Consider the following 23,768-nt stretch of genomic DNA (forward strand, 5'->3'; position numbering starts at 1 on the left):
CCCATCTACACACACGCACGCTGGGTTTTAGTACATTTTCCCTTTGATATACTTGTATCTAAAGCACCATAGGCTATTAGCAAGCTGGGTTTTAGTACATTTTCCCTTTGATATACTTGTGAGGTAGCGGTTGTCCACGGCGACGACGCTGGGTTTTAGTACATTTTCCCTTTGATATACTTGGGGTGTGAACTGCTGCTGTGGTGGTCGCGCTGGGTTTTAGTACATTTTCCCTTTGATATACTTGGCGAGATTCGGATTAACGGCCTTTGCGGGCTGGGTTTTAGTACATTTTCCCTTTGATATACTTGCCATGGTGTTCACGCCCGCGGTTCCGCCGCTGGGTTTTAGTACATTTTCCCTTTGATATACTTGCACCGGTCTGCACGGCGACTACCGCTGCGCTGGGTTTTAGTACATTTTCCCTTTGATATACTTGAATCGCTGACAGGATGATGTGCTACAAAGCTGGGTTTTAGTACATTTTCCCTTTGATATACTTGATCCGTGATTCGGTGAGCGCATCCCCCAGCTGGGTTTTAGTACATTTTCCCTTTGATATACTTGACCTCTAGGAGAGATGACAAAAATGGCAGCTGGGTTTTAGTACATTTTCCCTTTGATATACTTGTCGCCTTCCTTTTCAGAAAGGTCAATGCGCTGGGTTTTAGTACATTTTCCCTTTGATATACTTGTCGCCTTCCTTTTCAGAAAGGTCAATGCGCTGGGTTTTAGTACATTTTCCCTTTGATATACTTGTCCGTGAATGGTTGAACCAGCTGGACGGGCTGGGTTTTAGTACATTTTCCCTTTGATATACTTGAGTAAGTTAAGATTCCTCAGGTATATCAAAGGGAAACTTATATTCTGGTGTTTAAAAAATTGTTAACTGTTCAGGCTTTGGTTCTGTTTCTACTGGGTTTTGATTTACATATCTAACCGAATTTGACCACTGCCGGTCAGTAATAGTTACTATCTGCACTAAACCGCCAGGTGGGACCATCTTCTTAATTGACCTTCCCAAAGACAATAGCCGTCCAGAGGAAGGAAGATACTTGACATACACGCTTAATTGAGCCATATGAAAGCCCAACTCCACCAAGAACTTGCGAAATCCAGTTGCATTGCGCCTTTGCAAGGCCGTCTTAACCGGAAGATCGAACATCACTAAAACCCACACGGCGTCAGTCCCCTTTCTTGGCATAGAAAGTCACTTCCAAACAGGAACCGGAAGAGAGTCAAGATCATCCTCAACGAACAACCCCAGAGATTGACAGAAACTGTCTAGGCAATTAGTCAAAGACTGCCCTTCTTTGTTGAAAGTCTGCGTAGAGGCAGCTACCAGCTGCTGTTTAACTTCAGGCTGTGACACATCATAGGATTCAAGAGTGGTCAACAACGCATAGTCGATAGCCGGTCTGAAAGGTTCAATCACGTCATCGACTAAAGCAAAGGGATTGGAACGACTATGATGAAATAAGCCAATAGGGCCGCATAAGCCCGCACCGACCACAGAGCGAATCCCATGACCTCTCAGAACTGTATAGGCGTAGTCGAGGCACTTGTTAAAATCGTCACCGCCAGATCCAGGTTCTCTCCTGAACCCGTCAAATGGAGAGATAGCACCCCAATATAAACGAGCTGCCTGAGCCTCACAATTCTCAGGATCCCCGCTGCGCACAGATTTAGCGATTTCCACTAAACGTTTCGAAGCGAGTTCTGAACACAAAGAAACAGTGTGCGCTTGCCCAAGAATTTTCGCCTTAACAATCGCAGCCCACGCTTGCTTTCTGCGTGGTTGAGATAAAGAAGCTTGCGCATTATGACGAGCGGCAATCCGCGAATGATCCGACCAAGGATAAGCCCCTGCGCAGGGAATACCACGCCAGTCACAAACCAAAACACTGGCATCATGATCACTGAGCTTCATTAGAGCTGCACCAGAAATAGTTACCCGGACCCCCAATAGGACCACGGCCACATCTGCTAGAGGCACCATAACCTCTGGTTTATCCGAGGGGCGCACCACAAGATTCCCATACTTATACCCGATGGAGCCCTCCATGGAGAGCAAATCTATGATGCGCCACCCCGATTTCATAACTACTCCAATGACCAGCTCACAGGAAGACCAGAAAGCGTTTCAACACGTTCATTTCCCAGAGAATCTCTCCTAATAAGACGAGTGTCTGAGTTCTCAAAAAGTTTGTTTACAGATGCCAACCATCCGGGCCGATCAAGTAACTTCCAGATTGAATTAGGAGAGTTCTCTGATAATCCTTCAGAGCTGAGCTGAGCCGGGCGAAGGCGCAATCTGCCAGAATCAAAAAAGCCCTCAATAGTCCATCTGCTAACTTTCCCGTATTCTTCAGTCAGTACGGACATGTCCGCACTCCCATGTTTAGAAGTATCCACCAGCAACTCGTCGTCTACGACGATCCAGCCGAGGTATTCGGCTGTCCCTTCGGCTAATGCTTTGCGGAGCTTCGGGTCTGCTTTACGCACCGACATGGTTTGCGGCGGTAACTCTACATTGAACAAGTCCTTATCACGATGCCTCTGTAGATCTAGAGCGTAAACCCTAAGCATTACATATGCGACTTTCTTACCGCTTGGCACACGATAAATACGAGCATGATGGAAGGAAGAGCCTAGCTCGGCGCAACCCCCTCGGACTGCCACGCAAGCCGCATTCACGGGGAAGAAAGAAACCTCATCCTCAGGCCCGAAAATAGTTCCATTAACCCGAATAGTCCGCTCAGGGTTTGCCGGTAGCCCCTTCTTAAAGTCATAATCAGGATCCCTCGTCAAAGCGCACCACAAGGCCTCTGAGGATGCCCGATCAATCATTTCAGAGGAGAGCTCCTCCCCCACTCGGTATTTCACTAGCGGACGGATCGAGTCCTCATGCACTCGGCTATTACCAAGACGCAGACGTAGATTACGAGTCACCGGAACCTGGTCAGCATCCAAAACCTCCTGCAGCAAAGGAACAAGCTCCTGCATCTTCTGAATCCACAGCCGCCATTGCTCCTGGTGAGCATAATCCGCACCCTGGTACTGTTTCCACGTGGGCTCCTCCCCGGAGAGCTGCTGAGCGAAACGAATGTTCATCCGCTCCCCCAAAGTCTGCGCCACAAATGAAGACATGAGCGAAACAACCGCCGCGTCAACCGCATGATGGCGCCGGTCTAAACGTGTCTTGCCAGTTCCACCGATGAACTCCAGCTGCTTTTCAATGCCGGAAGCCTTCCGCGCCTCCGCAGTCACAGCACCCGCAAATACCTGCACCTTATGAGCAGAGTCCCCCTCCGCCTGAAGCGCATACTTGTGAGCAATGCGAGCCCGTAGCTCGTTAGCCATCCATGCGACAGACTCGATGGAGCGGGCATCCATCTCCTCATCGAAAGTTGCCCGCTGGAGACGCCTCATTACCGACAGCTTGAAAGAACCGAAATCCTTGGCTGACATGCCAAGGTCGCGCTCCCAGAACTTCAGGCGCATCTTCGCTTCCTCGACGCTCACGCCCGGACGGGAAGTCTTCTCAGCCCACACCGCGAACGGGATCTTACCTTTTTCGGAGTTACAAGCGTGACAGACTGCAAGTAGGTTGTCACGAGTATTGGTTGACCCTTGACCTGCACGTGGCACGATATGATCCATCTCAGAGTTCGCCATCGTGATACCCGTACCACAATAGGCGCACTGACCATTTTGCCGTGTGACAGACTGGAAACGCCACATATCCGCCCTGCTAACAGGCCCGTCAAGCCCTCTGGCAGCTCGAATATCCTCACGCAGAGACTCATTACGCTGTGCCCGTCGATTAATATTGCGATCAATCTCCATAGACTTCGACTTGCTGGTAAAAGCATCACGCACATGCTCAATAGTGACTCTTTCAGGTTCACCCCAACGGGCAGTCACACCATCTAACCAGCGGGCTACGGTTTTCAGCACCCGATCAACGGCAGGATTGCCAACAGGCTCTCCGACCCGCGGGGCTGGCGGCTTCCAGTCACCTGGCACACCGAACTCAATCTCACGGGCCTCAGACAAATCAACACCTTGTTCAAGCATGACCTTGGTCAGTCTACGCAAGGAATCTTCCGAGTATGCTGCCCTGCCAGCAGGAAGATGCACGGTATCCAACAGTGCCTGGTCCTCATCCGAAAGAGTCATCAAGAACTCATCCACCTGAGCGTCATAGTCCGAGGTGGAATCGACTGCCTCACTGTTGGATAATGCGCGGAGAATAGCAGCCCGCACACCCTCGTCGGATTCCTTCCAGAACTTAGCCAAAGACTTGAGCTTGACCGAACGCATAGTCGCGTTTGTTTCATGGATCGGAGGGCGAGCACTCACCCGCTCACCATCATCGGTTACCGCGGCAGTCCCCTGTAGTTCACCGCGATCAACACCGAGAAGTTCAGCGACCTCATCCCAAGAGGCTTTATCCTTAGAAGGCACAGATACGAGGTATTCGAATACCTTTGTTCTTTCCTCAGTAGCTAATGGCCGACGCTTACCAGCCTCTAGCAATCGCAGGTTGCCGATAACAGAAACAATCCGGTAGCGCTGGAAAGCATCGCTGGCCTTGGCAGCACGAGGGAGTTTAGTCTGCCCCGGCAAAGCGTCATGCCCAACCTTGCCCGCGGCAGAACCCTTGGGAGATTCCGCATCGAACACGACTTTAATTACCTCACGGAACAGCTCATCACTCAGACCTTGGGTTTCGAAAATTACTTTGAGCTCCCGTGCGTGATCGGTTTGTTGGAGCCGAGCGCTAATCAGTCCGGACTCACCCCGCAGGCGGTGTTTACCATTGCTGGCTAACGCGATAACCTGCCCAACGGTTGCGCCCTCGGGAATAGGTAACCCGGTAGCCTCCTTCACGCTCTCCCTCACAGCTACGAAAGCGTCACTGTCACCAACCAACTGGGTTAATGACTCTGCCTTAATGTAGGGATTTCTCCAGCCGCGATGGCGGGCAATGTGGCGTAGAGCGACGGACAGCTTCTCCGCCAGTTCAGCTTCATCAGTGATCTTCTTGCTGGCGAGCTCTGCACGCACCAACCAAGGATATTGAGGATTAGGGAATTCTTCGAAGCTGTTAAGTGGCCAACCCTGTCGAGCGATGAACTTGTCGAGTTTCTGCAAGCGTGCACGGCGACGCCTAAACATTCGTCTGGTTCGTCTGGCCACACCAGAAACTGCGAGCCGTGTCTCCGCACGTTTTTGATGATTCGGATCAACACCAGAGTCATGAATATGCGAAACCGCATTCAGAATCTCAATCGGGTATCCATTATCGTCAAGCTCAACAGCAGCCATGCCTACAGAGTAGGAACCCACATCAATACCGACTACATATCGTGTCACGTTAACCACACCTTTGAAGAAAACAAATAGTTGTGCTCATTTTACGACACCCGCGGGACAATTTAGAGTGGTTGAACGAAACTAGTTGTGGAAAATCCGCAAAATAAAAACCGACATCCGAAGATGCCGGTTTTAAAGAGGCCGTAGCCTGGAGCATTCGAAAGCCAGTAACGAGCTGGCTCTTACTGAGTTTTAGTACACGACCAGTTTATGAATCTCGATTCAGAATGTCAACCCAAAATTGAGCTCTTATCGGCCGTGCTCTTGCTCAGCATCATCAGTGAGCACATAGTTATAAGGCTTCACCAGTTGCGGCTGGCTCTTCTCCTCACTAACCATCAGCTCAGCCTCTACCACCCACTGCCCAGTGGCAGGGTTAAACCACTCCACCTGCCAATAAGTCCGCAACGTGACAACAAAAGAACCCTCCTTAACAAAGTTACGGTAGAAGCTGCCCTTTAGCGCTTCCGGATATGGGACCGGCTTGCCCGCTTGAGAAAGAACAGGGCCACCATCACCGAGATCAGCCTCATACCGTTGAGCCACAAACCGCAAATGAACATTTTGCCCGCCCAACACAAAGTCAAACTCTTGCCTGTCTTTATCCGTAGAGATAATCGCCGGCTTAGAAGGAATATGTCGCCCCTCCGGCTGAATCCGCATCCCAGCTTTCGGGACGACAAACTCTTTACTCTCTTTCAACATCGCCACCACAGAAGGTATAGCTTTAGCTTTGTTGGCTTTATTCGCTTTTAGAGGCTTCTCATAGCCCTTCAAACAATCATCGTAAGCAGCCCTCTCCGAAGCCGACAAAGTACTTAACTGAGCAGACACAGAAGGAACACCAAACCGATTACGTTTAAGCCCCGCAGAAATCCGATCCAAATAATCGTAACCGCGACCAGCCATCACCTTGTTAATACACAACTCAAACTTTGTAAAACGTACAACCGGGGAACTAACTCGCTTCGACCTAGATTTGGGCCTGCGAGTATTACTTTTCTTCCGCTCTGAAGCTGTCTCAGCATTACCTGCATCAAAATACTTCTCCGCAGAAACTACAGCCACATCGTTAGTCACAACTGAACTAAAACGAGAGTGTCGTGTTTCCCTATTTTCATCATCTGCATGCGAAATGCTACAGGGAGCAAGGCACAAGGATAAAACTAACGCAACAATAGACAGACTTATTCGGTTCGGCACTAGTTGGGCGCGAGGACGATTGAGCAATCTCAAAAACATCATTTGTCCTCGAGGTACTGGTTAAAAGTGCCATTCGCGTAGGCAAGCTCGTGTACTTTCCACCCGTGGTCGCGATCGAATACCAGCATCACTCCACCTTCATGCTCAATTAGACCCAATGATGAGAGGTCTTTTGAGTTCGGGTAGGGAGGCGAGATAGCGTACTTCACCCGAATAAAATATTTCTGGTCTCCTTCCAGTTCCACTGATGTGCCGATCATCTTCAGCTCATCAATGCGACCCCATTTACCATTGCCTATAAGCCCATCAGTCTCGTCAAGCTGTTTAAGCCTATCTTCATAAGTTTTATCCACTAGGCTACGAGCGATCAAAGTGGTGCCGGTGTTGAATTCGTAGAAGTCGGAGGCGAATACGTATTCTGCGAAGGCTTTAGCTCCTTCCTCACTGGGCTCTCGCGCCAGGGCCGGCATCTCAGGGTTGAAATCCTTCACCCACTGCGGCAACGGCGGAGCACCCACCGGCTGCGAAGGAATCACATAGCCACGGCCAATCACCCCATCAGGCCAATCCAAATACCCATCCCCATCAGCATCCACAATCTTCATCTCGACCGTCGGCTCACCCGAAGGCTCAGGCGACCCCACACCCTCGACACCAACATGAGAACAACCAGCCAAAACCAGGCCAGCCAAAGCCACAAACGCAACTAACCGCAACCGAGCCAAAACAAACACCGCCAAACAATAGGAGAGCAACTGCCCTAACCCTACCTAAAAGAAAACGGCAAAAACAAGCAAAACCCGAATCCTGTGGAAAACCAAGACAGCAAAACCTCAGCTAACCCCAAAAACAACTAGCCCTCCAACTGGGCCGGCCGGAACACCTCAAGCAAATAAATCGGCAAAGCAAAACCCACCAAACCGTAATAGAACAGCACCGCCACCCACTGCGACGGCACCAAAGCCAACAGTAAAAACGGCGCCAAAGCAACAAAACCACACACCAGCGACTGCCAGCCAAAACGCATCGACAACCAGGCCGCCCCAGACACCGAAGCCGTAAAACCCCGACCACCGTCAGCCTGCAAAGACATAAACCACAACGACAAAACCACAAACACAAAGCAGCCCGCCACAATACCGGCCCGCAACACTGTCACCAGCGTGCCCGCAGGCAAAACCGCCAGCCACAGCCACTCCACCAAAGCAACCCCGGCTACCAGCACCGTCAGGACACCCCAAGCCGCAGACATCCGCCAGCCGCGCCGGCCCTCACGGAAGAAAATCCGCCACACAGGCGCGTCACCGCGGGCCTGCGCCAAAGCACGCAAAGCCAAATGCGCGGCCCGGCCAGCAGCCCCAACAGTCACCAACGGCAAAGAAGAAACAATCAGCAGCACATTCACAATCACCAAATCGGCGGCCGCATCGAAAGCCTGAAAAAACTTAGAATCAGGGCCAAAACGCATCAGCTAGCCACCGGCCCAGTCGACTCACGCGCACTCAAAACACCCGGCACAATCACATGCCGATGCTCCCCGCCGCTCATCAAAGAACGCAACAGATCCCAGGTTTCCGACACCAGCTCCTCAGCCGGCTGCACCACCGTCGTAAGACGCGGGACCGTAAACTCAGTCACCAAAATACCATCAATACCGGCGACCGAAACATCCTCGGGAACCCGCAAACCCAAATCAGTGAGCCCCCGCACCGCGCCCAAAGCCACCACGTCAGAAACTGCGACCACCGCGGTCGGCGCATGTGAAGCCAGCTTCTGCGCGAAACGGTAACCATAAGAGAAAGAATACGGGTCCTCCTCAAAACGCTCCCCCGCACACAAATCCTGCACCAACGGGACGCCAGAAGCCTGCAAAGCCTCCTGGAAAGCAGACTCACGGAAAGAACCAACCGACAAATCATCATCATCGCAGCCCAGATAAGCGATCCGCTCATGCCCCAGACCACGCAAATGAGTCACCAAATCCCGCATCGCCTGCCGGTCATCAATCACCACAGTCGAATACTTATCAAGATCCGCCCCGGCGACACTATAAGTAGTACAGAAAACCGTTGGCACACTAACCTGCGCCAAACCCTCGGCACCCACATTGAACCAGCCGCCCAGCATGATGGCGCCCGCGTAACGAGTCGAAGCTAAAGTCGCCTGCGTGATAGCGACCTCATCCTCGTTATGCCAGATACGGACAATCGAAACAACGAAACCTTCCGCCCGCAAACGATGCTCAAAACGCTCCAACAGCTCCTGGAAAAACGGGTTCATTGGGCCCTTAATAAAAATCCCAATCAGATCCGAACCCCTCCGGCGCAAACGCTGCGCCGCAACATTCGGCAAATACCCTAGCCTCGCGGCGGTCTCCTGCACCAGTACGCGAGTCTCCTCAGACACCCCAGCTTGCTCATTTAAAGCACGCGAAACCGTAGAAAGACTCACGTTGCATGCGCTCGCAATGTCGCGAATCGTAGCCGCCATGATAAAACCTATCTAAAGACACGGTACGGGACTAGACAGAATATCCAGCCCCGCACCCAATGATAAAGGATTAGCCCTTCACAGCGCCAGCAGCTACACCTTCAATAATGTACTTCTGGGCTGCAATGTAGAAAATCACGATCGGCACAATAGCTAGCACCAGCATAGCCATCAGTGCGCCCATATCTCGGTTACCGTTCGAACCAACCAAGAACTGCACCACAATTGGGATCGTGCGGTACTTGCTGGACGGCCCCAGCACCAGATAAGGCAACAGGTAGTCATTCCAAACCCACATGGAGTTCAAAATCGCGACCGTAATCACCGTCGGCTTCAGCATTGGAAGCACAATCCTGAAATACGTCTGCAAAGGGTTGCAGCCATCAATCGAAGCGGCTTCCTCAATCTCCAACGGGATCGCCTTAATGAAACCAACGAACATGAAGACAGACAGGCCAGAACCGAAACCCAAGTACAGCACAACCATGCCGGCAGGATTCGCGAGGCCGAGGGAGTCCGCAATCTTAACCGTCGGGAACATGACCATCTGGAACGGAATCACCATAGAGAAAACAAAAATAAAGTACAGTGCTGAAGTCCACCAGGTCTTCACCCGGGCCAGATAGTAGGCGGTCATAGAGGAAAAGAAAACAATCCCCGCAACCGAACAGATCGTGATCACGAATGACCAGAAAATAGCTGAAAATGAGCCGGACAAAGCCAAACCGGAAACATAGTTTTCCAAGCCGACAAAAGAATCACCCATCGGAACGGAGAACGGGTCACCGGAAATCTCAAACTTAGCTTTAAAAGAGTTAGAGAGAATGAACAGAAGCGGCCCAATGAACACTAGAGTCAAAAAGACCAGCACAATGTAGCTAAGGACCTTACCAATCTTGCTGTGCATTATGCTTCCACCTCCCGCTTACGGGTTTCCCGCAGCTGAGCCATAGCCAACACCACGACCACCACTACGAAGATAACGGCTTTAGCCTGAGCCACGCCCTCGTCACCCACACTGGCAAACATAGAGTTCACAATGTTAAGAGCCACCATCTCGGTTTGATCTTGCGGGGCACCATTAGTCAACGCCAAGTTCTGGTCAAACATCTTGAAAGTATTGGCCAAAGTCAAGAACAGGCAGATAGTGATAGCGGGCATCACCATCGGGATAGTGACATTGCGGAGCACGCCCCAGCGGCCAGCACCATCAAGTTCAGCGGACTCGATTAGTTCCTTCGGTACGTTCTGCAGGCCAGCAATGTAAATGATCATCATGTAGCCAATCAGCTGCCAGTTCAGAACAATAATCAAACCCCAATAGCCGTACTTCCAGTCAGAAATAATGGTCGTATTATATTTCGTCAAAATAGAGTTAATCAGGACCTGCCAGGTGTAGCCCAGCACGATGCCGCCAATCAGGTTCGGCATGAAGAAAACGGTCCTAAAAAAGTTCGTGCCCTTCAACTTACGGGTCAGCAACCAGGCAATCCCAAAAGCAAAAACGTTGACAGTAATAATCGAGACAATAGCTACCAGCACGGTAAAACCGAAAGCTGCCGTGAAGCCAGAGCGCTCAGCGAAGACATCCACATAGTTCTGGAGGCCCACGAACTCGAAGTCAGTCAAAGTGGTGAAGTCCGTGAAAGACAAACCGAAACCCAGAATGAATGGCACGAAGAACGCAATTGCGAACGCGATCAGTGTCGGAAGCGCAAAAATCGGAAAGTAATGTTTCAGTGATTTCATGTTATGCCCTAGAGAGACACTGTGGGAGGAGCCTTAATCATGGCCCCTCCCACAGAAGACGTCTAACTACTTCTTTTCAGCTTTCCAGCCCTCAACGAAGATCTTTACAGAATCTTCCCAAGCGCTGTTGCCGGATGCGTACTGAGCCAGGGACTGACCGAAATCTTCCTTAAACTTCTGTGACGGGAAGGTGGTGAATACCCACGGCACAGCCTTCAACTCAGTGTTAGAGGTGTACTTAGCGATTTCTTTAGCCAAAGGATCGTTAGGAACCTCAGCCTCGCTGAAGGACTTGAAAGGAGCGTTGAAGCCGAGGTCGTCAACGACATGCTTCTTGCCCTCATCAGAGGTGAACAGCCAGTTGATGAAATCCATGGTGGCCTTCTGGTCAGCTTCGGAAGCCTTAGCGTTCACAGCTAGGAAAGCTTCGGTGCCAACTGCTAGACCCTGCTTCTCTTCACCCTGGTGACCGGTGTAAATGGGAAGGAACTTAATCTTGTCTTCCTTAACAGTGTTGCCAGCTTGTTCGTTGATCTGACCCCATGCCCAGTTACCGTTCTGAACCATGGCGGCCTTGCCCAGCGCAAACTCAGCCATAGAGTCAGACACAGTCTTGGACGGGGTAACAGCCTTGTCAACAGTGGAGTTATCCAAGTACAGGTCGAAGATGTTCTTGAACTCGTTAGCGAAAGTGAACTTAGCTTCCTTGGTGTCGGTCACACCGTCAGCCATGTACTCGTAGTACATGGGGATGTTAGCCAAGTGAGTCTGCCAGCGCCAATCCTCACCGGACGCCAGTGAGGTGGCTGCGAAGACACCGTCAATGCCAAGGTCAGCCTTGTGAGCCTGCATGTCCTCAACAACTTCTTTCAGCTTAGCGAAGTCCTTGATTTCATCCATGGACTTAGCCTTGGCACCCGGCATGGCGAAGTATTTATCCATGATTTCTTCGTTGTAAATGATGCCGTAGCCTTCAATGGCAACGGGAACGCCGTAAATCTTGCCATCTTCACCCTTCAGAGCTAGACCGTCATCCTTCAGGTTCTTAGCAATCTCAGAGTCAGTAATGTCAAGAGTGTACTTGTGCCAAGATTCTAGGCCGACCGGGCCGTTCACCTGGAACATGGTGGGAGCGTCAGACTTCGTGATTTCAGTCTTCAGGGTCTGCTCATAGTTACCGGAAGCAGCGGTTGCAACCTTAACTTCAATACCTGTCTTTTCTTTGTATTCCTTAGCGATAGCTTGATAGGCTGTCTCCGCTTCGGGCTTCCAGTTCAGGAAGTAGACTGAGCCTTTTTCATTACCGGAACCGGAATCAGAGCTAGAGCAGGCACTTAGGCCGGCGACAGACAGAGCGGCAATCGCGGTTACCGCCATGAACTTCTTCATTGACATATTTGTCCTCCCTTGGACTATTCTCAGTTCTGCAAGCTGCTTTTCAGCTAACAAAACGATGAGTTTAGTTGTGGCTAACGATTTGACACTACGATGAGTCAAAACGTTTACGAAAACGTTTTCGTTAGGGTTCAGCCTATCACCCCAAATCCGTTCTGACCAGCTTTTACGCAAACGTTTTCATATTGTTATTATGCGGTTTTGTCAGACATCTTGACGGTTTTTGCGCCAGCTTTAGAAACCTTTGCAAAGCCCATAGGTAGCTATGGCAAAAGTTTCTGACACTACCCAGAATCACTCCAACTAAAGCTTGCCCGATACGGTCGCATTTTAGTGCGAAAAAGGACAAACGGAAACCGGATTTTGCTAGAATCAGAGGTAATTGGAAAACTCACGGAAGGATATCCAAATGAAGACTCCAACTAGGGACAGCGTGGTTCGTCTAGTTCTGGTTTTCTCCTTTTACCTGCTTGCCCCGCTTTTGCCTTCCCTGATTGATTACTTCACCCAAGATATCTACCTCGTCTCATCGTGGACGATTATGATTCTGTTACTGGGGCATCCGGCTTTCACTTTTGCTATCTCCCTATGGGACGGAATAGTGAAAGGCTTCGGCTGGTGGTGGGTCATAGCTCCCCCACTTCTGCTTTTGCCTTCTGTTTTCATTTTCTACAACGAAAGCGCACTGATTTACTGCCTATTTGTTGCCATAGCTGGAACTATGGGTTCGGGTGTTGGACTACTGTTGCGCAGCTCAAAGTAGCTCAACGCAAAGCCAAGCGATTCCTATTTTCTTTTCAAAGGCACTATCGACCAGTGCCTCTTGGGACTGCTTAGTTGGGTTTCAGACCAAATAAGCCGGCGGGCATCTTGACCCCAGATGCTACTGCCAATAACGGAGTAGATAGCGCTGAAGCGAATGGTCGCGTTGCTCTAAAGGCGAGGGGGATTAATCTTTTACCACCACCCGGGCAATTCTGGCGAAAAGTCATACCCAACCGCAAAAATCCCACCCAAACACCAACTTCGGTATGACTTTACGCCATAAAAAAGCCAATTCCGACAAAATTTTGGCCAAAAGTCATACCCAACCCCAAGTGATCACCGCTGCTACAGCACAGAGGCGCAAGCCATTATTCGGAGACAAGGCTTAACCGGGCCAGATTGACTGCTCGCGGGATATTCTTAATCTGCACAGTATCGCTTTCAAATACGATCCCGTCAATATTCCACAGCAACGGCTGCCCATCTGACCGACGAACACTCACTGAGCCCACCCTCGTCATGTGAACTTTGGGACTGGACTGGTGCGTGCCTCGGCGGTAACTGGCCAATAGCCGGCCAATCCCCAAAAGATTCAAATCATCCGAATATAGCAAATCGGCCTGCCCATCATCTAGCATCGCGGCGGGCAGCGGACGATAGCCGCCACCGTACATGCGCCCATTCCCGACCACAAAAACAGTGCAGGTATGCTCCATACTACGTGCAGGCGAATCAGGTTCTTGATATTCGAAGTCCAGGTCAATCGCTTTCTGGTAGAAAATGGTGCGCAACACGGCAGCCTTGTACGCGGATGAGCCAAGCGACCGGAAACGCCTCTGCAAGGCCATAGCTTTCCGTAACACCTCCGTGTCGTAGCCCAACGAGAACACGTTCACGCAGTACTCGTCATTGACCTGCAGCAGATCTATGGGCCCGAACTGGGCATGCTTAGTTGCTGCCACCAATTCTATAGAGCCACGATAACCGGTATCTTCACCGTAAAGATTGCGGGCAAAATCATTGCCCGTGCCCGCGGGAATAACCCCGAAAGCACAGTCCGTGCCGGCCAGCGCGTTCGCTACCTCATTAACGGAGCCGTCACCACCTGCCACATAGCAGACGCCCTGACTTCCCCACATCTGCGCCCATTCGGTGGCTAGTTGGCTGACATGATCGGGGCCTCTGGTCAAAGAGATCTCAACGTCACTAGGATAGATGCCGGCCTGTCCCAGCTCAGTATGTTTAGCGGACGGATACTGCGCCAGGATTTCCTTGGCCAGCTTATGCGCGTTTCCCTTCCCCGCACCCTTACTGAGAATAAACCGAATCCTCGGCCGTTCTTCAACTGTTTGCAGCGCCGGGCTTGAAAAGGGTGAGTTATCCATGAGAAGAGTTTATCGACCCGACGCCCTAGTTACCAGAGCTCCGCAAGAACTTTCTCTAAAAACAATGGGCAATCAGCGAAATCCCGTATTTTTCAGAACTGGGACAGCTACAATAGAGCCAATCATATTTCTGCATCTGACAGGAAGGAACCCAGCATGAACGCCCGCACTGATTTTTCTAAATCTGGCAGCGACTCGAAAGCTATTGCTCTAGTGCTTGCCGTAGTGGTGGCCATCGTTGTGGCTGGTGGAGGAGTCTTCATCTACTATCAGAACACGGTCCAAGCCTGCCAGAGCGCCACCGCAAGCTACACGGGAGCTGTTTCAGAGCTCATTAATCGGCGAAATGATGCTGTAGCTGAGATTAAAGCTGCCACTGACACGGCTGCCAATCCTGCTGTTGAGGGTTTCGCAACAGCTGAGGCCGAGGGCGTTTCCGGTGAAAAACTACTAGCCAAGCTACAAGCCTTGGTGGATGAGAATCCTGTGCCTGAGGCCAAAGCAGACTGTAGTTCTCACACGGAAGCTAGCGCTCTAGCGGAGAAGCAACGTGCCATTGAGGCGAAAGCAGAAGAGATTCTGGTTGCTACCGCCCAGCTAAATAACGCTGTAACACAGTACGTTGCCTCCACTAAATAGCTCAGGAGCTGAAGCTAGTTTTACGAGGAGGCTCCTACTGTTGCTTTTGGCGGCCACCAACCAGTAATAGCCCGCCAGTCAGCAATGCTAATACAGCAACCATTCCCGGGAAAAGATCGAGGCCAGTTTGAGACAGTCCCCCACCTGGTACAGGAGGCTCGACAGAGGAAGGAGTGGGGACGGGCGTAGGAACCGTTGTCGGGGTAGGCGGAGGCGTGGGTTTGTATGTATTGGTGACGAGGAAGCCGTACTTCGTGGTGCCGCTGATTTGGGACTCATAGGCGGGGATAGTCTTCTCTTTCACCGAATATTCAATCACGTGCCCGTCCTCGGCCTTCTTCAATGCCTCGAAGGTGCCCGACCATCCGTTCTTAGCGGTCAAACGTAAGATTTTGCCGGTGGGTGCGCCATCGGCCAGCAGTTCAATCTCGACAGAGTCGGGGCGCACTTGAGCCGCGTCGTCCTTGTCGTTCCAAGTCTTTGAGACAGGGATGATAACCATGTCAGGATAGTTGAGTACGTTCGCTACGCCAGGAATCTGCATGGGAACGAGGACGCCCTTATCGTTAGTTCCAGCCTGCAGTGGAATTTCAAAGTCAGTGAACTGATTCAGAATCCGGTATGGCTCAGGGGCAGAAATCTCTTTAAGCAAGTATTGGCCAGGCTCCAATGCAGGCGCACCCGAGGGCGTATAGCCGCCGGTAGCGTCTGTGACAAAAGTTCCGTCAGCTGAATCGAATTCGGGTAGCTTGACCTGCCGCGCTTGAACCTGCTCACAGCCTGTCGGCTCAGACTCAAGCATTTGAATGGCTTCCGCAGTTGATTGCGGAGTCCGCAGCTCACAAACCTTGAGGGACTCAACACCCGTCATATCTGGTTTTACACCGCAAGGGCTGACCTTGTCGTTAACCACTTGATAGAGCGCGAACTTCGCTCCCTGAATCGGCTTACCATCTGGGGAGGTCTTCTTCAGTTTGAATGTGCCCGGCGTCTTTTTGTAGGTGAAGTAAAGATGCTGAGTCTCATAGCCAACTGTCTTATGGTAGGAAAGCCTAATATTGGGTGCGGCTTTGAAAGTCGGGATTCCTCCCGAACCCATTTTGTCGAATGCGCCGCTCTCGTCGATTGGCAGATCATTATCCACATAGGTGTAGCCGGGGATCTCTTTCTTCACCGACTCAAAGGTCGGCTTGTACGGTAGGTTCTTATCCCCGTAGTCCAGGAACTTCTCGGCCGCGCTGTCGTAGTTGAAAGGTCGTAACCCTGCAGCAGAAGCCCAGGTGCCAGGTTGCTTCAAAGAGAACTCATACGGCCACCTTGCCAGCCCATAGCTTCCGGAGCCGTCAGCAATCTGGACGCTGCCCGCACTGTTGGCAACACTCGGATACTTCTTAGCTAGTTCCGGATAAACATCCGCAGTCTTCTTACCAGTAACCACTGGAGCTAGGAACTGATCTGCAGACTCCAAGCACTGAATGGTCGTGTAGGTTGACCCTTCTACCGGGCCGGACCATTTAGCCAATGGCCGGTGCGGCAGTTTCGGTGCGACTCCAGTAGCATCTGTACCCGGCACGCTCATAGCCTGCCGGTACTCTGTATCCAACACATACCTAAAATCAGCGTATGCGGGAATGGAAACATAAAGGCCGTTAGCTTTCGCACCAATCGATCCGCCCTGAGTGTCACCAGTGGAGCCAGTACCAATCGACATGCCGCCACCGTCAGCAAAAACCGGCAGGTAGCTATCCCAAACAAAAGTATGTTCTTCATTGAATTCGAAGAAATCATCAAAGACCACGTGTTTGGGTTCGAAGAAACCAGTGGGACGGTCCGGAATATGGCTCCAGTCCCCGTTAGCTTTCTTCACTACGACTGATTCTTGGTTGGCCGGGTCGTAAAGATTCGGGTCAATCTTCTGCCCGTCCATGGTCATGTTTTCAACCGGCTTCCACACGTAAGGGTCATTTGAATCCCGGCGGGTGTGCTGCCAGGTAACTCCTAGGCGGAACATATTAGTTGGGGCTGCGCTAGCGCCAGTCTGGGTATCGTCATAGTACCAGCGCATGGTGGTGCGCACGCCATCGCAAGGGTTCAGCACCGTGCGGAAACCGAATGTAGAAAGATGGGTGACTGTCGGATTCTCTGACCTCAAGCAGCCGTCACCGGGGTCACCCGGCTTCCATTGAGGATCCGCTTCACCGTGAATCCACTGGAATGAGAGATCATATTTCGGGAAGGGACGCTCCGCCGCTTGAACCGGAACACTGCCCGCCGCACATAAGGCGACCACAATCCCAATGCTTGCAAGTACTTTAGATTTTTTGATCAAAGAATCAGATAACAACCGCATGCTAGTCTCCCATCTTCCATACCGCTAGCTTTCACATTACACCTAACTAGCGGCTATGCAAGCACAAATGTTTAGCGGCGGATACACCCTCATATCTAGGCCAGAGGGGTTAAGCCGCGCACCCGCCGGGAGTTTTGCAGCAGACCTCGCCCCGCCAAGCCTCCACCCCTTCACGCAGGGCAACAATCGAGATTACCAGCGCGGCCAGAGGATCAGCCCAAGTCCATCCCATCACGCTGTTGAGCAGCAAACCAACTAGGACCGCTGCCGACAGGTACGCGCAAATCAGCGTTTGTTGAGAATCTGCGACAGCCGTAGCGGACCCCAGCTCCCTGCCGGTCTTGCGCTCAAAAGCACTAAGCAGGGGCATCACTATCAGGCTCAGCGAGGCCAGGATGATGCCAACTAGAGAGTGTTCAGGGCTGGCGTATCCGGCAAGGGACAGAACCGAGCTGGCCCCCACATACGCGGCGAGGCCGAAGAAGGAAATCGCAATGACCTTCAAGGCGATTCGTTCCCTAGCTTCAGGATTAGCCGAGGAGAACTGCCAGCCCACCGCGAATGCTGACATGACTTCAATGAGTGAGTCTAAACCGAAAGCGATTAGGGCCGAGGAAGAGGCAATGCCACCGGCGGTAATCGCCACAATGGCCTCAATAATGTTCCAACCAATAGTGACTGAAACTATTAGTCTGATCCGGCGTTCTAAGACGCTCTTACGGGAGGGAGAAACCGTCACCGTGCTCATAGTTTCGCTCCTTCATTACAGCAACCTAGTACGGTGCAGTCCGGATTCTCACAGGTTTTGGCTTCGTCAACAGAAATGGTGGCTTGGAGTAGCTGCCCGAGTGCGGCCGCTAGATGCGGATCCACCAGACTGTACATGGTTCTTCTCCCCTGCACCTCTGTTCTCACCAAACCACAGCCCCTCAGGCAGGCCAGATGATTGGACACATTGGTACGACTTAACCCCAGTTCAGAGGATAGCTGGGCGGGATAGCAGGGCTGTTCCATCAGCGCCAGCAGGATACGAGACCGGGAAGAATCGGCCATGGCCCTGCCCAGACGGTTCATTACATCAACTTGATTATTATTCATCACCCACTGATTGTACAGCACCTACTGTACTATATGCAATAATCTATCGATGAACAGAGATTAAACACATATACCACCCAAGCATTTAGCTGACCATAATGTCACACATTGTCACAAAATGGCAATAATCCTTGCAGACCTAGAAGCAACTTCATATCATGTTCCCTGAGGATAGCCTAACCTCAGCTATTTTAGGGATTTTATTTCCAAGGAGAGATTTATGTCAGTACGGCTACGCAAGACTAGCCAAACTTTGCTGCGTACCGGCTTGGCAGTTGCCACAGCCGGTGCTTTGCTGTTTAGCGCTAATATCGCACCCGCTTATGCGACTACCACCAGCCCCAAGTTTGGCACCACTGCTGTTGTGCCAGTGCCGCCCAGCAGTCATTCGCTGGCCGCTCAGAACGTTACTGTTAAGGTCGAGGGTAAACACATTAGCGTCAGCTGGGAACGCGCGGCAACCTTCCGCGGCGAATACCGGGTTGCCCTGATGGAGGGTAACCGCATCCTGATTGCTAGGAATGGCCGCGCCACCACCGCTGAGTTCGGTCCTGATCGTTTAGAAGCTGGACACACCTATTACATTGCTATCCATGCTCTGGATGACTGGAACATTGATCCCGTCCCGGGTTCAGGAGTCCTCTCAGATAACTTTGTGATTGAGGACGATGCCCCGGCGACGCCTGATGCCCCGGGCGGCAATACTACTCCTGAGGAAAATAATCCTGGCACCACCCCGATCGTGGAGGCTCCCAGCGTTCCGAATAGGTTGAGCGCACGCCTCGTCACGGGAGACACTACCGCTATCGAGGCTTTCTGGTTTGAGCCTACAGAGGGAGCCCCAATCACCGGCTACGAAGTCAAGCTAGTTGGCTCTGACGACAGCACTGTAGTAGCCAATGCCGACATGACTGCGGGCCTTCCCGAATACTGGAAGTTTACCGGCCTGAACCCCGGCGTCAGCTACCAGGTTCAGGTTCGCGCACAGAACGCTGGTGGCTGGGGCGAGTGGACTGCCCTGTCCGATGCCGTCATAGTTCCTGCCGACCAAGACGCCTACAAGATGAGGATTGACGAGGATGGTTTCGGTGCTTTCGTACACCAGAATGGCCATGTCGCAACTGTGAGCTGGTCACCAACTGGAGACGAACCAGAGCACTCGATTTATCTGGTTCGCATTGTTTGCGTGAAGGCATGCGGCGCAACTTTCAAGAGCCACTTCGAACAATTCGAAGCACACGGTCATTTGACCAATTGGAAACTTGAGAGGCTCCCTGCAGGTGTCTTCCAAGCACAAATCAAACTGATCAATGGAAATAAGTTTTCTAAAGTAGTTACTTCCGCACCTTTCAAGATTGGCAACCCCACTGAGATTGCCGACCCGAAACTGGTGGTGACCCCAACCAAGGAAATCGATCCCGCGAAGGCTAACACTTTTGAGGTCTCTGGCACCGGATACCTTGGCGATGGTGCGGCGCGAGGCGTCTACGTCGTTATCGCTGACACCTCGGTTTGGACTCCAGGCACCACACCTGACGTGAACCGCATCAGAGAATACAAGGCCGTAGTGCCTGTATCTGAACTCGAAATCAGGAACGGCGCTTTCAGCACCTCACTCACCGTGCCAGCCAACATGTTTGAACCAGGCAAACAGTACTTTGTTGGCACCATGGCGGCACATGCACTTTCCATTGTCGACCGCACCCTGGACCAGCGTGTGGATCTAAGCTTGAAGCAGGCTGAGCCGACTGTGGAACCCACGGTTGAGCCGACTGTGGAACCGACTGTGGAACCGACTGTGGAGCCGACTGTGGAGCCGACCGTGGAACCCACGGTTGAGCCCACCACCGAACCCACTGTTGAGCCGACCATGGAACCCACGGTCGAACCTTCCACTGAGCCTTCGGTTGAACCTACTGTGGAACCGACTGTGGAGCCTTCTGTGATGGTGATGGCTGATGGCGTGGAGATTAACTCCTTCACCAAGGGTGAGGCCATCTCCCTAGAACTGGTCTTCACTAAGGCGCCTGAAGGATCAATGTGGGAGGTTGTGCTTCATTCTAATCCGGTGTCTTTGGGTACTGTCACGGTTAAGGATGGTCGCGCTATGTTGGCTGTTAGTGCTGAGACTGCCGCTAAGTTTGTTCCGGGTGAGCATAGCTTGCAGTTCCGTCAGCTTGGGGCTGCTAGCCCGCAGTTGATTAAGCTGGCTTGGAGTGTGAAGAAGGCTGAGTCTGCTCCTAGCGTGACTGTTAAGCCTACTCCTGATGGTGCTGGTGCTGGTGCTGGTGCTAATGGTGTCCCCGGTAAGACCGGTAAGGCTGGTAAGGGTTCGCTGGTTGAGACTGGTGCTGCTGGTAAGTCTGGTAGTGAATCACTTGCGAAGACAGGCGTCGATGCAATGACTCTTGCTCTACTGAGCTTGACGATGCTGGCAGCAGGCGCTGCCGTGCTTCGTTCCCGGAAAGCCCAAGGCTAACTCCCTAGTCAAATAGACAAGGTGGCAGACCCTACAAGGTCTGCCACCTTGTCTTCTACCCAGAACTTTGCAGCAAATACCGGTAGGAATTACGGAAGCCTATTGCTTCACTCAAATGCCTTAACTCTCAGGTCCAAACGCACTTCCTCGGACTAGTAAATGGGAAGGCCGAAGAAAAATATCTGTTAGACAATAACCAAATCTGCTAGACTGGCACAAGGTTAACTGTAGGCATGTCCACATACACCTACATGTCTATATTCAGGAGCGCAGTAATGACTTCTTCCACGTTCGGATTCAATGATGTACCAGCGGATGACGATTTAGTGCAAGTTGAGAGTTACCTTACTGGGTTATCTTATTTTATGACCATTTGCCAAACACCGATGACCATCGCAATCCAAGGTGATTGGGGCACAGGTAAAACCAGTGCTATGCGCGTGTTAAAGCACAACCTTAGCAGCAACGACTATTGGCAAGTGGATTTCAACACTTGGCAGTACGCTCAGTTTGACCTTGGCGATCAACTAGTGTTTTCGTTGATAGGCACGATACTTAGTGAGCTGAATGCACGCATTCCAACACCGAAATCCGAAGAGAACGAATTCGCTACTAACCTCAAAAAGAACATCAAAAAGACAGAAAGAGCTGTAAAACTAGGCCTATTAGCTGCGGCTCGTACCGCAATTAAATCAATGGTGCCTTACGGTGAAGCAATAGTTGCAGGACTTGACGAAGCCCAAAAGACCCGAGCAGAAGACATCGATAGCGAAACATCAGCAGGTGGTCTTGCAGAAATGGATGCTTCTATCCAACTGATTACTGATTTGCGCAGCAGCTTACAACAAATCGTCCAGGATATTGTACAAGCAGATCCGAGCATGCATGGTTTTAGAGGGCCAAACCGAATAATCATATACATTGATGACTTGGACAGGCTTGAACCAGAACGAGCGGTTGCAATCATGGAAGCAATCAAAGTGTTCTTAGATGTTCCAGATTGCGTATTCGTCTTGGCTATTGATTTTGCTGTAGTTCTTCGTGGTGTCCGGGAGAAATATGGTCCTGACTTTAGTGAAGATAAAGCGAGAGCATTTTTCGACAAAATCATCCAGGTACCTTTTAACCTGCCAGTAGGCGCATACAATGTCGCTGAACTTTTGAAAACAGGTTTGGAATCAATCGGGCTGGATGTTTCAGAGGACGAACTTGAAAATTTCGATATTTTGGCACAGTCTTCAGCTGGGCGTAACCCTCGTTCAATTAAGCGTTTGATCAACACTTTTGGTCTCATCAAAACTATTGGCAAAGCTGTTCTCAGTACAGATAAACAGAGTTCCAATAATGATTTGGCTAACGATATTCATATTTTTGCAATTCTGTGTCTCCAAACTGCCTACCCAGATGTTTTTTCCGAGCTAACGCGTCCTCAATCACTCGAAGGTCGTTCAGAAAAATGGAACGAGATAATAGAAGCCGCAACACAAGACTCAGAGGAATCACGCACTTGGCGGGGGAAATTCGGGATTAGCGAGTACAAGGAAGACGCATTCAGGACATTTATCGAAACGGTTAACCAACTGTTTGCCACAAAAGAAGGAAAAGAGTTCAATCCCGAACTATTCAACGATGCTCTAGTTAAGTCGGCTGTGACCGCTGTAGGCACCACAGAAACAGCGGGAGCCACAACTCAGACCGCCTTCCGGTCTTCTGCTATCGAGAGCCTAGAGGACCGCCAGTCAGCGCTCCGTAAAACCAACTCCCATGCAGCCGATTTGGCCATTATTTTTGAGAATGTACTTAAAGAAGTTCTTGGGGATATCCAGGCTGGAGTAACGCCGGCATACTGGAGCTATCAAGCAAGCGCTGAAAGTCGTTTGCCATCAGCTGTCATAGGTAAACGATTCATAGAACTATACCCTCGACGGTATGGGATTAGCCTAATGTTTGGCAACTATTTGACCGATAAGGCCGGCCTTGACATTCTGACTGAGATGAAACACCAGTTCCCCGAAGTAGCTACCAAGCATTCTCCAAATTCTAACCCCCGGTTCTCGATTCGAGAGATTAAGACAGAGGACCATACTAGGTGTGCGGCACGGCTTATTGCAGAAGGGTATCTAAGAAATGAAGGCTAGAACGGTTCGCTTTCATTCCTGTTGGGATTAACTGCGGATTTAGAGATAGAATGCTTACTCTACCCTTGAAGCTTGCTAGGTCATCCGACAAAAGCCGAAAGTCTCCGTGGAATGTTCTCGGTTTTTGGGTTCTGGCGGTTTGATTGTTGTCTATCGGCCTCCTCCCTGGGGAGGAAAAAAAGATGACTGTAAAGAGATTTACGAAACACACTCCAGAACAGATTGTTCTCATATTGGGAAAACCTCGGGAAAACAAAGAGAGAGCGCGGATCTGTCACCTCTTAGATTCTGACTTGGTCGGATATTAGTTAAGAGACACTGGACTGAGGACAGGCTACCCATACGAAGGAGACCTAGAGTGAGGCTAAAGAACTGCGCGGGCTACGTTATGAGAACTCGCGCTTGAAGCATCTGCTCGGTAAAGCCAAGCTAGAAAAAGTAGCGGAAGGAACCATCGTAGGGGAGCTTTCCGCAGAATCTGGCGCGAGGAAGGTCTGCGTGTACTTCCCAGGGAGAAGCGTAAGCGTGTACAGGTAAAGATTACCGTGAGGTTACCCCTAGTCAATACCCAAAAGATGTATGGGCACTGAATTTCTGGTTCGATTCAACCTTGCATGTCAAGATGAGCAAAATATGCAACGTCATCGGTGAATACACTCAAGTACATGTTGCTTTCACTACCGATGACAGGTTTG

At 51.1% G+C, this 23,768-nt stretch carries 18 protein-coding genes, 1 pseudogene and 1 CRISPR repeat array; of the genes and pseudogenes, 4 read left to right on the top strand and 15 right to left on the bottom strand.

The window, feature by feature from the left end; genetic code table 11:
* Nucleotides 1-19 precede the first annotated feature (19 nt).
* A CRISPR array of direct repeats spans nucleotides 20-823; the repeat unit is 36 nt; unit sequence GCTGGGTTTTAGTACATTTTCCCTTTGATATACTTG.
* A gap of 51 nt (nucleotides 824-874) precedes the next feature.
* The 10 genes from cas2 to BM477_RS06755 form a co-directional block, all read right to left on the bottom strand.
* Nucleotides 875-1,204, bottom strand: a complete 330-nt coding sequence (cas2, locus tag BM477_RS06710) for a CRISPR-associated endonuclease Cas2 (protein ID WP_075361905.1) — start codon at nucleotides 1,202-1,204, stop codon at nucleotides 875-877.
* 6 nt (nucleotides 1,205-1,210) lie between these two features.
* Nucleotides 1,211-2,101 carry a type II CRISPR-associated endonuclease Cas1 gene (gene cas1, locus BM477_RS06715; protein WP_075361906.1) on the bottom strand — a complete coding sequence of 297 codons (891 nt, stop codon included), beginning with the start codon at nucleotides 2,099-2,101 and terminating at the stop codon, nucleotides 1,211-1,213.
* A 2-nt stretch (nucleotides 2,102-2,103) separates the two neighbouring features.
* Nucleotides 2,104-5,382, bottom strand: a complete 3,279-nt coding sequence (cas9, locus tag BM477_RS06720; RefSeq protein ID WP_222842288.1) for a type II CRISPR RNA-guided endonuclease Cas9 — start codon at nucleotides 5,380-5,382, stop codon at nucleotides 2,104-2,106.
* Between the two features lie 249 nt (nucleotides 5,383-5,631).
* The gene (locus BM477_RS06725) at nucleotides 5,632-6,462 is read right to left on the bottom strand and encodes a hypothetical protein (RefSeq protein WP_143230236.1); all 831 of its coding nucleotides are present in this window, start codon (nucleotides 6,460-6,462) and stop codon (nucleotides 5,632-5,634) included.
* A 161-nt stretch (nucleotides 6,463-6,623) separates the two neighbouring features.
* Nucleotides 6,624-7,283, bottom strand: a complete 660-nt coding sequence (locus BM477_RS06730) for a DUF6318 family protein (RefSeq protein ID WP_158024393.1) — start codon at nucleotides 7,281-7,283, stop codon at nucleotides 6,624-6,626.
* A gap of 155 nt (nucleotides 7,284-7,438) precedes the next feature.
* The gene (locus BM477_RS06735) at nucleotides 7,439-8,053 is read right to left on the bottom strand and encodes a MusI family membrane protein (protein ID WP_075361909.1); all 615 of its coding nucleotides are present in this window, start codon (nucleotides 8,051-8,053) and stop codon (nucleotides 7,439-7,441) included.
* Nucleotides 8,053-9,075, bottom strand: a complete 1,023-nt coding sequence (locus tag BM477_RS06740) for a LacI family DNA-binding transcriptional regulator (RefSeq protein WP_075361910.1) — start codon at nucleotides 9,073-9,075, stop codon at nucleotides 8,053-8,055. Before BM477_RS06740 ends, BM477_RS06735 begins: the two co-directional genes overlap by 1 nt.
* A 70-nt stretch (nucleotides 9,076-9,145) precedes the next feature.
* Entirely contained in the window at nucleotides 9,146-9,982 is an 837-nt protein-coding gene (locus tag BM477_RS06745; RefSeq protein ID WP_075361911.1) for a carbohydrate ABC transporter permease, read from the bottom strand.
* Nucleotides 9,982-10,824 carry a carbohydrate ABC transporter permease gene (locus tag BM477_RS06750; RefSeq protein WP_075361912.1) on the bottom strand — a complete coding sequence of 281 codons (843 nt, stop codon included), beginning with the start codon at nucleotides 10,822-10,824 and terminating at the stop codon, nucleotides 9,982-9,984. Before BM477_RS06750 ends, BM477_RS06745 begins: the two co-directional genes overlap by 1 nt.
* Before the next feature lie 66 nt (nucleotides 10,825-10,890).
* On the bottom strand, nucleotides 10,891-12,219 hold the full coding sequence (locus BM477_RS06755) for an ABC transporter substrate-binding protein (RefSeq protein ID WP_425425752.1): 1,329 nt from the start codon (nucleotides 12,217-12,219) through the stop codon (nucleotides 10,891-10,893).
* A gap of 409 nt (nucleotides 12,220-12,628) precedes the next feature.
* On the opposite strand from BM477_RS06755, the gene BM477_RS06760 reads away from it, so the two are divergent.
* A complete protein-coding gene (locus BM477_RS06760) occupies nucleotides 12,629-12,982 on the top strand; it encodes a hypothetical protein (RefSeq protein WP_075361913.1) in 354 nt (117 codons plus the stop codon).
* 370 nt (nucleotides 12,983-13,352) lie between these two features.
* Here BM477_RS06760 and BM477_RS06765 read toward each other — a convergent pair whose 3' ends face one another.
* Entirely contained in the window at nucleotides 13,353-14,369 is a 1,017-nt protein-coding gene (locus BM477_RS06765) for a diacylglycerol/lipid kinase family protein (RefSeq protein WP_075361914.1), read from the bottom strand.
* Between the two features lie 156 nt (nucleotides 14,370-14,525).
* Here BM477_RS06765 and BM477_RS06770 point away from each other — a divergent pair, with 156 nt between their 5' ends.
* Complete coding sequence (locus BM477_RS06770) at nucleotides 14,526-15,008, top strand: hypothetical protein (RefSeq protein WP_075361915.1); 483 nt, start codon at nucleotides 14,526-14,528, stop codon at nucleotides 15,006-15,008.
* A gap of 34 nt (nucleotides 15,009-15,042) precedes the next feature.
* Here the strand turns inward: BM477_RS06770 and BM477_RS06775 are convergent, their stop codons facing one another.
* The 3 genes from BM477_RS06775 to BM477_RS06785 all read right to left on the bottom strand — a co-directional run bounded on the left by BM477_RS06775 (nucleotide 15,043) and on the right by BM477_RS06785 (nucleotide 18,456).
* Nucleotides 15,043-17,358: a Cna B-type domain-containing protein gene (locus BM477_RS06775; RefSeq protein WP_075361916.1), complete on the bottom strand. Its 2,316-nt coding sequence runs from the start codon at nucleotides 17,356-17,358 to the stop codon at nucleotides 15,043-15,045.
* A 109-nt stretch (nucleotides 17,359-17,467) separates the two neighbouring features.
* Entirely contained in the window at nucleotides 17,468-18,106 is a 639-nt protein-coding gene (locus tag BM477_RS06780) for a cation diffusion facilitator family transporter (protein ID WP_075361917.1), read from the bottom strand.
* On the bottom strand, nucleotides 18,103-18,456 hold the full coding sequence (locus BM477_RS06785) for an ArsR/SmtB family transcription factor (protein ID WP_075361918.1): 354 nt from the start codon (nucleotides 18,454-18,456) through the stop codon (nucleotides 18,103-18,105). The genes BM477_RS06780 and BM477_RS06785 overlap by 4 nt, the downstream gene beginning before the upstream one ends.
* A 490-nt stretch (nucleotides 18,457-18,946) precedes the next feature.
* Here BM477_RS06785 and BM477_RS08645 point away from each other — a divergent pair.
* Nucleotides 18,947-19,462, top strand: a pseudogene (locus tag BM477_RS08645) (fibronectin type III domain-containing protein); the annotation flags it as partial.
* A 479-nt stretch (nucleotides 19,463-19,941) separates the two neighbouring features.
* Here the strand turns inward: BM477_RS08645 and BM477_RS08650 are convergent.
* Complete coding sequence (locus tag BM477_RS08650) at nucleotides 19,942-20,454, bottom strand: glycine zipper domain-containing protein (RefSeq protein WP_425425754.1); 513 nt, start codon at nucleotides 20,452-20,454, stop codon at nucleotides 19,942-19,944.
* Nucleotides 20,455-21,210: 756 nt separating this feature from the next.
* Here BM477_RS08650 and BM477_RS06795 point away from each other — a divergent pair.
* The gene (locus tag BM477_RS06795) at nucleotides 21,211-23,073 is read left to right on the top strand and encodes a KAP family P-loop NTPase fold protein (protein ID WP_075361920.1); all 1,863 of its coding nucleotides are present in this window, start codon (nucleotides 21,211-21,213) and stop codon (nucleotides 23,071-23,073) included.
* The last annotated feature ends 695 nt before the right edge of the window (nucleotides 23,074-23,768 follow it).

Source organism: Boudabousia marimammalium (assembly GCF_001936115.1).
Lineage (GTDB): Bacteria > Actinomycetota > Actinomycetes > Actinomycetales > Actinomycetaceae > Boudabousia > Boudabousia marimammalium.